The organism is uncultured Shewanella sp., assembly GCF_947495455.1.
Lineage (GTDB): Bacteria > Pseudomonadota > Gammaproteobacteria > Enterobacterales > Shewanellaceae > Shewanella.
In genome coordinates, this window is the sequence record NZ_CANLZC010000124.1 from 1 (window position 1) to 14,840 (window position 14,840).

Consider the following 14,840-nt stretch of genomic DNA (forward strand, 5'->3'; position numbering starts at 1 on the left):
TTTCGGCAATAATACGCCTTGAATTAGGCACTTTTACAGGCTCTGAAAACAGGCATCTTCAAGTATCACGGGTATAGTAACAAAAACAGCATAATCTCCAATAAGTTGGCATTAGCAATACCACAAAATCTCTTTTGATAAAATGTTTTAAAAAATTTTTACTAACGACAAATCTAAATTTACCTTAAATATTTAACCCTAAAACAAAACAAACCAATAAAGAAAAAGACAATATTAAACAATAAAATAAAATAAAAACCTTTGTATACCACTTCCTCCTTCCCTCCTTTTATTTTGTGCTACAGACAAAGGAGGCAACACGCATTCCACCTGTTTTTTATTAACAATTATTTGACATTGTTATTTTAATATTTAAATTGTTACTCGTTTGTTGTTAATTTAAGCGGTCAAATTTAGCGGTTTAATTTCACTGTCGCTTGTTTTTACTTAAGTCGACATAAGCTTAAGCGCCATGACTGCAAAATTTAACGGTTAAAAATAATAATGATAAAGGATTATGATGAAAAAACCTCACCTATGGCCTAGCCTATGTGCGCTGGCAGTATCAAGTGTACTCTCACCCATTGCCTTTGCCGCCAATAATGAAACTCGACTAAAAGAAGAAGAGCCACTGGAACATATCTCAGTCACTGGCTCACATATTAAACGTACCGATTTAGAAGGTGCGTCCCCCATGACAGTACTCACAGATGAAGATATCGCCCGCTCAGGGGCACAAGATATGTCGCAGCTATTGAGTAAATTGCCCATTGCTGGTGCGGGAACCTTTGCCACTCAGGGAAATGATTCAGACGATACCGCCAATGGCGCCGCCGCGATTTCACTTCGTGGATTAGGTGCGGACGCCACCCTTGTTCTGCTCAATGGTCGCCGTGTTGCCGTTTCTTCCTTTGCAAAGAATATCGATACCTCCTTCGTTGACATTAATGCCATTCCCATGTCAGCCGTTGAACGTGTTGACATTGTAAAAGATGGCGCCTCAGCCACCTACGGCTCCGACGCCATTGCAGGTGTGGTGAATATCATATTAAAAAAGGATTTCGAAGGCTTTGAGATTAATGCCAAAGCGGGTGAAACTGTCGATGCTGGTGGCGGGCAAACGTCAGCCTCCATTTTATGGGGCAGCCATGCGGAAAAATCTCACACCAGTATCATTTTGAACTATTTCCATGAAAATGAAACCACACTAGGCGATAGAAGCTATTCAAGATCCGCCAATCAAACCGCACGAGGTGGCAGTGATTCTCGCTCCTCCTCGGGTAATCCTGGCAGCTATATTCCCGCATCGATAGGTACTGACGGCTCCATTACAACTTTATCTGATACCTATGATTGGACACCGGGAGGTAATTGTCCAGATGACAATAACAATGGTACTTTTTGTGTTTACGATTATGCCCCTATGATGACCTCAACACCCGAGACAACCCGTGTGGGCTTATCGGTTTTTCATGATTATTATATCAATGATGACATCACTTTATTTAGCGAGATGATGTATCAGCACAATGAAAGTATCGTCCATGGTGCCGCCAGCCCTTCGTTTTCTGAGCTTTATGTATTATCCAGTAATCCGAACTATAGCTCAGCCAATAATCCTTATGCGGCATCTGGGGAAGATTTAACCATGCGCCGCCGGATCACTGAAACCGGTGGCCGCCAAAAAGAAGCCGAATCTGACAGCGCCCGTTTAGTCATGGGTCTTGACGGCATGTTAGGTGAATGGGACTGGGAATTGGCCTATACCTATTCCTACAATCGTAACTATGAATTTGGTCAAAATGGATATGTATGGACTTCCGTTCTACAAGATGCCATTAATGATGGCAGCTTTAACCCTTTTTCTACAACACAAACCACCGCAGTGTTGGATGAGATTTCAGTCAATACCACACGTAATGCCAAATCTACCACTTCTGCGTTTGATGGCACCATAGCAGGAGAGATTTTTGAACTTCCAGCGGGACATGTGGGCATGGCTATCGGTTTTGAATATCGCGAAGAAGACTTATCCGACAAGCCTGATGAACTATTTTTACGTGGTGAGATTTTTGGTACTGAAGCCACCGAAGCCTATGGCAGTCGTGACCAAACCTCTGTCTTTATTGAATTTGCGGTACCCGTTTTTGAAACCTTAGAAGCACAGCTCGCCGGACGCTATGAAAATTATAGTGATTTTGGTACCACGACGAGTCCTAAAGTGGCACTTTTGTATACGCCATTGAATACGTTAACCTTTAGAGCCAGTTGGGCTGAAGGTTTTAGAGCCCCGTCACTAGTGCAGCTCGGCCTAGGTGCCAGTCAAGAATCCCCTGAACTGATTGATACTCAACGTTGTGCTTATACCAATGCCGATGAAGACTGTACTGCACAAGAGCGCACAGTTAACTTTTCGGGTAATCCGGATCTTAAAGCTGAAGAATCGACCTCTTACAATCTGGGCGGTGTTTGGGAAGTTATCGATAACTTAAGTATGGGCATTGATTATTGGTATTATAAAGTCGATGGCCTCATTGATGCCGATCCACAATACGTGATTAATACTCAAGGAAATAATTCAGACGTTGTCCAACGAGAAGCCCCATCAGGAGGCATTCCTGGCCGTATTATTAGTATTTCAGATCAATTTGCCAACTTAAATGAGCAAACCACTGATGGTATTGATTTTGATGTACAGTACATGTTCGATACAGGTGAGTATGGCGAGTTTGGATTAAGTTACAACCTCACTTGGGTACATGAGTTTGAACAAGTTCGCGCCGATGGTTCTGTTGTTGAATTAAAAGGCCGATACGAACATCCAGAATATCGTTGGACTGGCGGACTCAATTGGGCCATGAGTAATTGGCAAGCCACCACTCGCTTAAATTACATCAGTGAGGTCGCTTATACCTTAGAGCAAAACACCGAAGGTTACATCGATGCCATGACCACAGTCGATTTAAATGTGACTTACCTGGGTTTTGATCATTGGTCCCTGACGATGGGCGCCAATAACGTCTTTAATGAAGAGCCCCCTTTCAGTAAGGTGGACTTCATGGGGTACGATCAAAATACTTACTCGGCTATCGGTGCATTTTGGTATGCCTCGGCGACCTATCGCTTTTAATCATTGACCGGTTAGCGACCTCTTCGGTCGCTAACTTCTTATAAGGAGATAATATGATCACACTCTATGGTGCTCCTCGCACTCGTTCAACTCGTGTCTCTTGGTTGTTAGAAGAGTTAGGTTTGACCTGGCAATATCATTATATCAATTTTGCCAAAGGCGATAGTCAACACCCTGATTTTTTGGCAATCAATCCAAGTGGAAAAATCCCCCTACTCATTGATGAAGACAAAACGACTCCAGAGGCTTGCATTACCTTATCGGAATCCGCTGCTATCTGTCATTTCCTCATTGAAAAGTATAATGACACTTCAAACACCCCTCTGTATCAACCGCCAAAAAGTTCGCCTGATTCGGCTCGATATCACCAATGGATCAGCTTTATTACCTGCGAATTAGAACAAGCCTTGTGGACTTTAGCTAAACATAAATTTGCACTGCCCAAAGCTCTCAGACAAGAAAGCATCCAAGCTGTCGCTATCTGGGAATTTGATAAAGCGGCGAATATTGCCGAATCTTGGATACCAAACAGCGACTACCTGTTTGGGAATACCTTAAGCATTGCCGATATACTTCTCACCCATACCCTACAATGGGCAACAAAAGCTGGCATGACGCTGCCGCCTAAATTAGAGCAATATCGAAAAAAAGTCGCTAGCCGCCCAGCACTGTCACGGGCATTAGCAAAAGAAGAAGCCGAAGCGCTAAGAGCCGCATAGTCACGTTATTTCTCTGGAAAAGTTCACTGTGCTACGTTAAATATGCCCAATTGGCTTGTGTTTTCGTAGCGCATTTTTCATCGTTCACTTTTTAATAGTTCATTTCTCATAGTTAATAGACACAAAACACAAACACCACTTAAACCTAACCACTAACCAAACACCTCATTAAAACCACAATGTAATAACATACAAGATTTATTACAATCTTTTTATCCGTGCACAGGTTTACATAAAAATATTTAAAAACAGCTAACTAAAAAGCAAATGCATGATATTTCCCCACCAGTTCCTTCTATCATCATATTGATCTAAATTCATACAGTCTTTATACAGGGTTAATCTTTAATGCTAAATCCGTTTTTGTTATCTTAAGGATGGCCGTTATATGCGATTATTACCTTACTCTCTGATGTCAACTGTGATTGGCGCAACTGCCTTTGTCAGTTTCTTCAGCCTCGCTGAAGTATCAGATATGAAACACCCACAAAACAAGGCTGTCGAAGCAAACAGCTCATCACCTCAACAAAAAAAACTGGCTCGCGTGGGTGTACGGCCTTTTTATCTTTTAAGCCAATTGGACGATCCCACTCTTAAAGAAAAACTGGCCCAATGCAGTAATAAACCTTTTTACCGCACTGAATTTGCCTTAGGCCACCGAGGCGCTTCAATGCAATTTCCTGAACACAGTAAAGAGTCTTATCAAGCTGCCATTGATTCAGGCGCGGGTATTGTTGAATGTGATGTCACTTTTACCAAAGATAAGCAATTAGTTTGCCGACACTCACAATGTGATTTAGCATCCACCACTAACATATTAGCCAAACCAGAATTAGCCAGTAAATGCACTGAGCCTTTCTCTCCTGCCGATCCTGAAACAGGCACTTTTGCAACAGCCACTTGCTGTACGAGTGACATTACACTCGCCGAGTTTAAAACTTTATCCGCTAAAATGGACGGCACAAATCCCGATGCCACGACAGCTGACGAATTTATGGACGGCACTCCAGACTGGCGGACGGATCTTTATGCCAGTAATGCAACTGTGATGACCCATAAAGAAAGCATTGAAATGTTCAAAAAAGCGGGAGTCAAAATGGTTCCTGAGTTAAAAGAACCCAGTGTTTCCATGCCCTTTGATGGCTATACCCAAGAAGAATATGCTCAGCAGATGTTGAATGAATATACCGAAGCGGGGGTCAAACCTTCTCAGGTTTATCCGCAATCTTTTAACTTGAATGACATTAAATATTGGATAGCAAACGACCCTAAATTTGCCAAACAAGCCGTTTTTCTTGATGAACGTTATGATACAGACAATCTGGATCCAAACGATCCCTCAACCTGGACGCCTACGATGGAAGCACTAAAAGAGTCTGGCGTGAAAATTATTGCTCCACCTCTTTGGGTATTGGTGACCTTAGATGATGATAACAATATCATTCCATCAGCTTATGCAAAAGCGGCAAAAAAAGCAGGCCTTGATATTATCGCTTGGTCCTTAGAACGTTCAGGCCCTCTCACCACAGATAATGGTGGTTGGTATTATCAAAGTATTAGTGACGGCATCAAAAACGACGGTGACACGCTAAAACTGCTTAATGTACTCGCACAGGATGTGAAAGTCAGAGGCGTCTTTTCAGATTGGCCAGCAACCGTTGTTTATTATGCAAATTGCATGGACATGCCTACAGAACAACCCATAAACAGTCATAGCAGCGAACAGAATTAACCCTATTGTCCATCCACTCCTATTTCCTATTGCCCTTCAAGCGTATTCAATGCGCTTGAAGGACAAGAAGGCTATCATCCATTCAAAGCTTGCTCCCCTGTGATACGTCTTAACTTATGTAACGACTTCATCAATTAATATATAAGCATTTTCTCACTTAAACTAAAGACTAGTTGTAGGCTTTATATAATACCCATACCATTGAAAACAAAAGGAATAAAGTTAAAAAGTCGATCAAAGGAGTCAGTACGTGAGGCGTTTATTTGTTATTTTATCATTTTTTATGTTATTGCAGGCCTGCAGTAATAACCCTATGCTCCCTACAAAACACAGCGTTAACTACCCCAATATAAGAGAAGCGCTGCTTAACATGAAAGAGCAAGATCAGCTCGCACGCGCTAGATTTATGCGTGATCAAAGCCGTGAAAATGAAACCATAATGGAGACTTTAGATAGCGAGCATACTGAAAAACTAAAAGCCATCATCGCGCAATATGGACAAGTCGATAGCCATGATATCGGTCAAGATGGATTGAATGCCTTTAGTCTTATTCTCCTCCATTCACCGAATATTAAATTTAAAGAAAAAATGCTGCCTTTTATTGAAACGCGCTATGCCAATGGTGAATTAGAGGGGCAAGATTATGCGTTATTAATTGATAAGATTTTAGTGAACAAAGGCGAAAAACAATATTATGGTACCCAATTTATATTAAAACATGGGCAATATGTTCCCGAAGAGATAATCGATGCCAGCAAGGTGGATGCACGCAGACAGGCGGTAGGTTTGCCCTCTTTGGCCGAATATTCAAGGCTTATCAATGAATACTATACCAATCTCACTCAGCCGCCTGAATAAGCAACCCACATTAACGCTAGGTTTTCACGCACTAAATCATAACGGGCTTAATCATAGCGCACTACATCACAGCGCGCTTAATCATAGCGCGCTTTATCGATATCACTCTCTTATATCTGTGTTGCCGCCCATTTCGCTCGACTATCTGGGCTTTCTTTTAATCCTTCTTTGTCCCTAAAAGCCTTATAAGACTCGAATGAGAAAGGTACTAAACACACATCCACTTCTTGCATCAACTTACATTCTTTTTTTATTCGCCAAGCAGACATGTTATAAAGCTCTGCAAAAGGTAACGCCCCTAAAAAATCAGAATTATATTGCGCATACAAGGCTTGTGTGGGATATACCACAAAGCTGAGGCGGCGTTTGGGCTCTTTTTCAAATAAGGCTTCGATGCCATCGCAAGTATTCAGCACTTGCATTTCTATGGTCTCATCGATCGCTAATAGCTTTTTTTGCACCGGAATAGAAACGGGTTTCTCACCTGCTTCCCATGCTATTACCTCTTCCTCAGTGACTTTTCCCAACTCGGCAACTTGAGCCGTCGTTAATGCCAAGGAAAGACGGAGATACTTTATTTCTAAGGCGTTATAGCCTACATCTTTAGCCATTTTTTATTTTCCAATGATTAATTTTCTTATTTTGCGCCTTGCAACCAGACTTCTTCTGCCCATTGCCAGAAAGACTCCCAGCTATCTTCTTGCATCTCCCCCTCACTCCAAAGCATGACTTGGCTCTCTTGATCAATACAATAAAAACTGTCACCTTGCTGGCAAATCGCAATGTATTCTCTTGGCATGCCGATAGACCAAGCATAGCTAGTGACTTCTGGAAGGTAAGTATGTGAATGTGGGTCGCTCACCGTGACAGGCTCCAAATATCCATAGATCACATCACTGGCATAAAGCAAATACTCTTTTAACGCCATCGGCAAAGGAATTAAAATTTGCTCTTCCACTTCCACTAACTGCTCAAATGTCGGTAACTCCAAAGGCACAGGCACAGATTCACTGACACTTTGCAATTGCTCAATGATTTCATTCATTCGGTTTGATTAACTGTCGGCAATAAATTTAGCCAAGAGTATACCACTAAGCGGCCACAACAGGTAATAAACGCACATCACTTAGCCCTTTGTAGTTTAGCCATGCTTTCTGGTAGAGCTTAAAGGAGTCTTGTCTCAAACGTGTCACTTGAGCCAATTCCAATTCCGATAAAACTCGCTGATCTTGCTTTGCTTTTGCTTGAATGGCCTGTATCGCTTGATAAGTTTCATGTTCAGTACCACTTTTTATTTCGGCAATTTGTTTAAGATGAAACTGTACTTCACAAATCATGTTTGAGTGGGGAAGTTTCACCAATACATTGAGATCGCGATAACCAGACGCTTTCGGTGAGGCAAATCGATTTTTAACTTGCACCACTTCAACTTCAGAGGTCAATGCTTGGTAAGCTCGAAGCAATTCATTGACATTATCAGCCACTAAACTCCCTCGAACTAAATCGGTGATCTTACTGCTATCTCCATCCAACTTATTTTGAATTTTTTCATCGGTGCGTTGAGGACTTTTAAGAGGAGCAAACACAGCTTGGGTTTGTGTAGTCATACTGATGGCATGTAAAAGCGTATCGAGATCATGTTTAGTATGGAAAGCTTGCTGATAAAGAATGGACAAATCACTGTCAGATTGAATGGCTGGATAATATTGTTTTGAGGGAATACTGACTAATTGATCAAAATCGGTAACGGCTAAAGAAGGGACTGAAAACGGTATATTCTCCGTTTGCCCCTCTTTATCAAAATGAGGCGTTTGAGCAAATCCACTGCGCGTCGATAATAAAAATAAGAAAATAAAAGACGTCTTAAATAATCTTTTCATAGCAATCCTTATGCAATAACGATATAAAAAATATAAGGACTCAAATAAAAAATTAAACCCACCTTCTGAATTAAAATTCATTAATAAACTATAATAATTTATTTTGCTATTGAAAAATAAGATAAAAAAAGTCTATTGCTTTATTGTAAAGACCACACTTAGGTGGTCTGTCTCTGAATATATCCGTACTGCGTTTCTTTATAACTAAATCTTCGCGCGATATTACCAAATCTTGACTCGGTTCTCGGGGGCGATATACATCTTATCTCCCGGTTTCACACCATACACTTGGTAAAATGCAGGCATATTAGAAAGTGCACCAATGCACCGAAATTCAGCAGGAGAATGAGGATCCGTAGCCGCATATTTACGCATGCTTGCTTCTTTGATTTTAGCCCGCCAAATCTGCGCAAAACCGATGAAGAAACGTTGATCACCTGTTAAACCATCAATCACTGGCGCTTGCAGACCTTTTAATGACTTTTGGTAGGCTTTATAGGCTATGGTCAGACCAGACAAATCACCAATATTCTCCCCAAGTGTCAATTGCCCATTAACATTGAGCCCCTCAAAAATGGAATAACCATTATATTGAGCAATTAAAGCTTTGCCCCTTTGTGTAAACTGAGCTAAATCTTGCTCTGTCCACCAATCTCTCATATTCCCTTGACCATCAAATTTTGCACCTTGATCGTCAAAACCATGGCCCATCTCATGACCAATCACTGCCCCTATGCCGCCATAATTGACCGCATCATCAGCCTGCATATTAAAGAAAGGAGGTTGTAAAATAGCGGCAGGAAACACAATCTCATTCATCGATGGATTATAATAAGCATTCACGGTTTGTGGTGTCATAAACCATTCCCACTTTCGAATGGGGCCCCCTAATTTACCAATCTCATCTTGATGCTCAAATTCACTGGCTCGTATTTTATTACCCACTAAATCATCAGGCTTTATCCTTAAGCCATCATAATTTTTCCATTTATTCGGATAACCAATTTTAGCGGTAAATTGCGCTAATTTTTCTTGAGCAGCCGCTTTGGTGGTATCCGTCATCCAAGTTAACTCTTTGATACTGTCACCATAAGCTTCTCTTAAATTTTCCACCAATTCTTGCATACGTGTTTTCGCCGCGGGAGAAAAATACCGTTTCACATACACTTTGCCGACAACTTCACCTAATTGACTGTTTACCGTGTCAACGCCTCGTTTCCATCGCGGTTTTTGTTCTTCTTGGCCATTGAGTATGCCGCCAAAAAAAGCAAAATGCTCATCATCCAAGGCCGTATTTAACTCCCCAGCCATACTGGATAACAACTGCCATTGCAGATAGCTCTTCCACGTCGATAAATCCACACTCTTGATCAGTTTATCTAAGCCTTGAATATAACTCGGTTGATTGATGACAACATCTGCCACTGTTGGCACACCAATGGCTTTAAAATAAGTGCCCCAATTAAAATCAGACGTCAATGTCGATAATTGAGTCACTTTATATAAATTATACGTTTTGGTGCTATTTCGATTATCAACCACATTCCATTGACTCGACGCCAGCTTAGTCTCCAGCATCATGACTTTCTCAGCACTCTTTTTAGGCTCATCAAACCCTGCTAGCACATACATTTTTTCAACGTGCTTAACAAATGCTTGGCGTATTTTTTCAAAATGAGGCGCATCATTAATATAATAATCTCTATCGGGTAAACTCAGCCCCCCTTGCCAAATGGAACTCACATATCGACTCGAATCTTTCGCATCGACATCCACATAAAAATTCAAGGGACTTTCACTGCCTATGATTTGGCTGTGGGCAAAATATTCTATTAATTCATTGGTATGACTAATCGCTGCGATCTTATCAAGCTCAACCTTTATGGGGGTTACTCCTAATTGATCTAAACGTGATACATCCATAAATGAACGATATAAGTCGGCCACTTTTTGCTCATCACTGCCTGGCGTTAATCCCTCCTGTTTTACCAGAGACTCAATAATGCCCTTCACATCCTCCTGAGACTTGTCTCTTAAATCATAAAACGCACCGACACTGGTTCTATCACTAGGGATCTCAGTGTTTTTGATCCAATTTCCATTCACATAGTCATAAAAGTTATCTTGCGGACGAACCGATAAATCAAAATTGTCAAAATTAATACCAGAACCTAAGACTTTTTGAATAGCCTCTGTTGACTCTGCTTGTATCGTCTCTTCTTCTTTAGGCGCTGATTTGTCCTTATCACATGCCATAAGGCTGAACAATAAAGAGGCGTAAAAACCTCCAAGCAATAATTTTTTCATCAATAATCCTTAATTTTTATTGGCTTTCATTGTATTTTTATTTCATAAAGCATGCTGATTAGTGTATAGCTAAATCAATATAAAGTGATAAGTCCTACCCTCACAAAAATTAAAAAGATAGCTTAATAAAGTTCAGTGAGCATATTAAACTAGGTATAATCATGCCATAGTATTTTTTACCTTGAGCATATTGTGCGTTTAGACAAATTTATTTGTGGCTCTACAGAGCTGACTCGATCTTTAGCTAAAAAAGCCCTGCATCGTGGAGATGTGACCTGTGATGGAGAAATCATTAAAAATTCAAATTTTAAAGTGAAAGAGGAACATGTTATTTGCCTTAATGGTGAACAACTTCATTTGCTCGGCGCTCGCTTTATTATGCTCAACAAACCGATAAATACCTTATGCTCAACCCTTGATGAACATTATCCATCGGTTTTACGCCTCATTGATGTGGTTAAAGCCGATACATTACATATTGCAGGCCGATTAGATGCCGATACCACAGGATTAGTCTTAATCACCAGTAACGGACAGTGGTCACACAATATCACTTCCCCGAGAAAACAATGCCCTAAACGTTATTTATTAGAAGTGGCCGATCCACTCAATGAACAGCTCATTGAAACATTCAAACAAGGCGTCGCACTTAACAATGAAGAAGGGCTAACAAAACCCGCGACTTTAGAAATATTAGGTCGCCACCAAGCCCGTCTCACCATTACTGAAGGTAAATATCATCAAGTCAAACGTATGCTTGCCGCCGTTGGCAATAAAGTGGTCAAACTCCATAGAGAGGCTATCGGCGAGATTGAACTTGACCCCACATTGGCATTAGGGGAATGGCGTTATCTCACACCAACAGAAATCGAATCTGTAAAATAAGTTAATACCAATTCCATTATATAATTGATCTTTCAGCGGAAATTCAACATGCTGTAGGCAAGGCAGGTGATTGAAGCTAATAGTGATTCTCGGCTTGGGTTCAAACGTCGCTCTACCTCCCTCATCCATGAGGTCGTATATCGAAAGCAGCTAACGTAGCATAAAGTATGTTGAAACCCGCACAAAGTGAGCTGCTCAGACATTCCACTTCTGCGTTGCATTCATTTGAAAGGGAATCACCATTACTGCATAAATGCGCCTTGAATTGAAAAGCCTGAGAAGCTCTGAATTGATCATCTATATAATGGAATTGGTATAAGACTATGCCCGCCAGTGACGAGCATTGTTCATTAAGATGCTATTCTATCATTCGTTGTTTTCTTAATTGAATGTCCCCACTGATGGTCTTAATTACAAAATCAGCCGATCCATCTCCTGTCATGAAGCGCAAATAAGTATTAGGCCTATATTTCTCTCTTGTGGGTTTATCTTTCGTTAACGTATTCGTTACTTTTCCGCCCGGCCCTGCATCAATATCAAAATGACAGTTCGGCAACTTAGAAAACTGAGTGAAAATACTGCCACTAACACTGCTAATATTCGCGGCATTGGTAAGGCTATCGAGATTTAACTCCAAATCACCACTGATACTTTTAACTGTTAAATTATCGACTTGTGCCAAGCGCAGTGTGGTATTCCCCGAAATTTGCTCTACGTACACATTTTTTGCTTGGTTATTTGCACTTAATTTGCCATTCACAGAACGATAGCGCATCGAACCTTGGCTATCCTTATCAGCTATAACACCCGATACAGTATCGAGACTGGCATCTCCCTGCAAACTTTGAGTGATAATATCACCTGAAATGGTGTGCAATAAAATATTACCTGAAACTTGCTGTACCTTAATATGCCCACTGACTGTTTCAATGCTGATTTCCCCACTCAATGCACTCGCATCATAATCAGCAGACACGCCCAGAGCTTCTAGGTTTAAGGAGGCTGGAACCGTTATCAGAAGCTTAGATCCATCTTTATTTTCACCCGTGACTTTTTCAGGTAGTTTATCTTCAATCATCACCTGACTACCTTGCTTTTCAAACACAAAGCCTTGGCTTAACTTATCGAGACTCCCCGTAACCTTAATGGCATTTTTCTGCCAAGATTTAAATAATACCTTTCCTCGTAATACTTTAACATTTAAAGTTAAATCACCTTGTAATTGCATTTGCTTATTGACATTTTCGGCTGCAAAACTTACTTGACTAAAAAATAAAAAAGGAATAAGTAAAAATTTGATCAAAATGGTGGTTCGCATCATGTTTCTCCTCGATTGTTCTATTTAATTTCCATCGATTGCTAACTTATATCTCGAGTACGAGTGTATTGCGCTAAGCCTGATAAAGCCCCTTGTCTTTTATCATTTTAGACTTATTTTGATAACATTATAATTACCTGTAAATACATAAAAAGAAAGTGAAATCATTTTTCACAAAAAAACAATATAAAACAATGATATATAAGTAATCAGTAAATTAAAGATAAGCTTCTAGTGTTAATTTGATAATGGCAGTATTTGTATTAAACTCTTTCTATTCCATCTTCACAGGAAATTAAGGCATGTATAAGAAATATGTTTGCATTATCTTATTGTATTTTATGCTTATCCCTTTCGCGACATTTGCCATGCCGATCCCCATCACGAGTATACAAGAACCTGATTTCCTAAAAGGTGGATTCAATCTAGCTAATTATCAACAATGCCAACCCCAATTAGCCAAATGCCCATATTCTCCAGACAGTAGTCAATCCACATGTATCACAAAAACAATCAAGCAATTCCCTTCATGCCAACAAATAAGCCAATTGGCAGACTTTTTAGGAGTATTTGCCTCTCAAATCACCCTGTCCAAATTTGGTCAATTTGATAAAGTATCGGTCTTTTTTCCTGACAACGATGGTAGCGCCTATTACCTTATTAGCCCAACGGGACAATTATTGAATACCATTAATCCCGATAAGCTCAAACAAAATGACTTTCCCAGTCAACTACAAAACGACTTTCCAAACGACCCAAATTGAAGCTCAAAAGATATAATCCAAGGCTCACCATCGCCACTAAAAACATGTTAATATATGATAATTAAAGGATTAATAATAAGCAGTTTTCAATGACACAAACCCTAATTACACTGGATAACGCCCTGCACCGAATTGCAACTATTCACCAGCAGCACAGTATTAAATGTTATGTATCACTACAATACTTACAATCCCACTTCAATTGGCCTGATAAAGATTGGCAGCAAATAACCGCCATTATCGACATGGAAGAGCCTATCTATTTAGAAAAAGTGCTTGGACAAAAGACAAATATTGATGTTGTTGTTCGCAGGCGACATTGGGTATTACAACACGGACTTTATCCTTATACTTATTTCATCATGCAGCAATGGATAAATGAAGATGGCTTTCAAACTATTTTTCACTATTACCTCAATGAATGCTTGAGCACTGAGCATTATCTTAACCACCACCTTTCTATTTTACTCAGCTTCAATGAAGCACATTCACAACTTGAAAATAAACAACAAACCTATCGTTTCATCGAGCGATTTTGTGAATTTGTCACCAGCACTTTTTATGGCAACAATCAAATACAATACCCTGTTTCCCCCTCTTTCAATCCAAAACTCAATCAGGAAGGGTTTCCAGAATTAGACACAGTTGTTAAAGCTTGTCTCACATACCCAGGATTTTGGGGCCATAATATCATTACCTTAAGTTGGATAATGAAAAATCAAACCCTGTTAAACAAAGCACAATGGGATCAATGCTTACTCAATCTGTACCAGCAATGCTATTGGGTATTTAACGAAGACGGCGACGCACCAAAGATCACTACTCACACAACGGAGCCATTAGAGCTGAATCCCATTGGTTGGACAAATAAAATGTGCCCATTAGAAAATGCCTGCTATTCACTATTACTCAAGAATAAAAATAACCTTCATCAAATTACGCTAGCCGCTGCAATTGTTTATCTCGCTAAAAATCTCACACTAAAGCCATTGGATGAACAAAGACTACTGAGTATTGCCCATCACTTTGCTTAAAAGCGGTTTTCCAGGGCCTGTTGCTCTTTGGTGGTTAAATTATGTCCGAGATAAACGTGTTTTAATCGCGACGGGAGGGATGACGCCTAGTGATCTAAGCCCTCTTTCTTTAACAAAGAGTAAAACACGTTTAGTGGATCCTACGGACAGCGTTTGTGGCTCCTTTCTACGGCGTTATCGCTTGTTTATGTAGAATAACTACACCACACAAA

At 40.3% G+C, this 14,840-nt stretch carries 12 protein-coding genes; 7 read left to right on the forward strand and 5 right to left on the reverse strand.

The genetic code is table 11. The annotated features are described in order from the left end of the window. The first annotated feature begins 517 nt into the window (after positions 1-517). The 4 genes from Q0791_RS21865 to Q0791_RS21880 all read left to right on the forward strand — a co-directional run bounded on the left by Q0791_RS21865 (position 518) and on the right by Q0791_RS21880 (position 6,440). Positions 518-3,130, forward strand: coding sequence for a TonB-dependent receptor (locus tag Q0791_RS21865; RefSeq protein ID WP_299011214.1), 2,613 nt, complete (start codon positions 518-520; stop codon positions 3,128-3,130). 53 nt (positions 3,131-3,183) lie between these two features. After that, on the forward strand, positions 3,184-3,849 hold the full coding sequence (locus tag Q0791_RS21870; RefSeq protein WP_299011215.1) for a glutathione S-transferase family protein: 666 nt from the start codon (positions 3,184-3,186) through the stop codon (positions 3,847-3,849). 475 nt (positions 3,850-4,324) lie between these two features. Then, positions 4,325-5,581 carry a glycerophosphodiester phosphodiesterase family protein gene (locus Q0791_RS21875; RefSeq protein ID WP_299011234.1) on the forward strand — a complete coding sequence of 419 codons (1,257 nt, stop codon included), beginning with the start codon at positions 4,325-4,327 and terminating at the stop codon, positions 5,579-5,581. A gap of 250 nt (positions 5,582-5,831) precedes the next feature. Further along, on the forward strand, positions 5,832-6,440 hold the full coding sequence (locus Q0791_RS21880; RefSeq protein ID WP_299011217.1) for a DUF6624 domain-containing protein: 609 nt from the start codon (positions 5,832-5,834) through the stop codon (positions 6,438-6,440). Positions 6,441-6,550: 110 nt separating this feature from the next. Here Q0791_RS21880 and Q0791_RS21885 read toward each other — a convergent pair whose 3' ends face one another. From Q0791_RS21885 to Q0791_RS21900, 4 genes are all read right to left on the reverse strand, one after another. Next, positions 6,551-7,051, reverse strand: a complete 501-nt coding sequence (locus Q0791_RS21885) for a DUF4447 family protein (RefSeq protein WP_299011219.1) — start codon at positions 7,049-7,051, stop codon at positions 6,551-6,553. 26 nt (positions 7,052-7,077) lie between these two features. Next, positions 7,078-7,485, reverse strand: a complete 408-nt coding sequence (locus tag Q0791_RS21890) for an SMI1/KNR4 family protein (RefSeq protein ID WP_299011221.1) — start codon at positions 7,483-7,485, stop codon at positions 7,078-7,080. A 46-nt stretch (positions 7,486-7,531) separates the two neighbouring features. Then, positions 7,532-8,320, reverse strand: a complete 789-nt coding sequence (locus Q0791_RS21895; RefSeq protein ID WP_299011223.1) for a RelA/SpoT domain-containing protein — start codon at positions 8,318-8,320, stop codon at positions 7,532-7,534. Positions 8,321-8,542: 222 nt separating this feature from the next. Then, positions 8,543-10,627, reverse strand: coding sequence for a M13-type metalloendopeptidase (locus tag Q0791_RS21900; protein ID WP_299011225.1), 2,085 nt, complete (start codon positions 10,625-10,627; stop codon positions 8,543-8,545). Between the two features lie 192 nt (positions 10,628-10,819). Here Q0791_RS21900 and rsuA point away from each other — a divergent pair, with 192 nt between their 5' ends. Beyond that, positions 10,820-11,512 carry a 16S rRNA pseudouridine(516) synthase RsuA gene (gene rsuA / locus Q0791_RS21905; protein ID WP_299011227.1) on the forward strand — a complete coding sequence of 231 codons (693 nt, stop codon included), beginning with the start codon at positions 10,820-10,822 and terminating at the stop codon, positions 11,510-11,512. A gap of 358 nt (positions 11,513-11,870) precedes the next feature. Here the strand turns inward: rsuA and Q0791_RS21910 are convergent, their stop codons facing one another. Continuing rightward, positions 11,871-12,833: a DUF4097 family beta strand repeat-containing protein gene (locus Q0791_RS21910; RefSeq protein ID WP_299011230.1), complete on the reverse strand. Its 963-nt coding sequence runs from the start codon at positions 12,831-12,833 to the stop codon at positions 11,871-11,873. 299 nt (positions 12,834-13,132) lie between these two features. Here Q0791_RS21910 and Q0791_RS21915 point away from each other — a divergent pair, with 299 nt between their 5' ends. Then, positions 13,133-13,594: a hypothetical protein gene (locus Q0791_RS21915; RefSeq protein WP_299011232.1), complete on the forward strand. Its 462-nt coding sequence runs from the start codon at positions 13,133-13,135 to the stop codon at positions 13,592-13,594. 89 nt (positions 13,595-13,683) lie between these two features. Further along, a complete protein-coding gene (locus Q0791_RS21920) occupies positions 13,684-14,628 on the forward strand; it encodes a hypothetical protein (protein ID WP_299011233.1) in 945 nt (314 codons plus the stop codon). The last annotated feature ends 212 nt before the right edge of the window (positions 14,629-14,840 follow it).

Bases quoted from the DNA above. Each gene is read 5' to 3' on its own strand.
- Q0791_RS21865 (WP_299011214.1), top strand. From the start codon at position 518: ATGATGAAAAAACCTCACCTATGGCCTAGCCTATGTGCGCTGGCAGTA.
- Q0791_RS21870 (WP_299011215.1), top strand. From the start codon at position 3,184: ATGATCACACTCTATGGTGCTCCTCGCACTCGTTCAACTCGTGTCTCT.
- Q0791_RS21875 (WP_299011234.1), top strand. From the start codon at position 4,325: ATGAAACACCCACAAAACAAGGCTGTCGAAGCAAACAGCTCATCACCT.
- Q0791_RS21885 (WP_299011219.1), bottom strand. From the start codon at position 7,051: ATGGCTAAAGATGTAGGCTATAACGCCTTAGAAATAAAGTATCTCCGT.
- Q0791_RS21890 (WP_299011221.1), bottom strand. From the start codon at position 7,485: ATGAATGAAATCATTGAGCAATTGCAAAGTGTCAGTGAATCTGTGCCT.
- Q0791_RS21895 (WP_299011223.1), bottom strand. From the start codon at position 8,320: ATGAAAAGATTATTTAAGACGTCTTTTATTTTCTTATTTTTATTATCG.
- Q0791_RS21900 (WP_299011225.1), bottom strand. From the start codon at position 10,627: ATGAAAAAATTATTGCTTGGAGGTTTTTACGCCTCTTTATTGTTCAGC.
- Q0791_RS21910 (WP_299011230.1), bottom strand. From the start codon at position 12,833: ATGATGCGAACCACCATTTTGATCAAATTTTTACTTATTCCTTTTTTA.
- Q0791_RS21915 (WP_299011232.1), top strand. From the start codon at position 13,133: ATGTATAAGAAATATGTTTGCATTATCTTATTGTATTTTATGCTTATC.
- Q0791_RS21920 (WP_299011233.1), top strand. From the start codon at position 13,684: ATGACACAAACCCTAATTACACTGGATAACGCCCTGCACCGAATTGCA.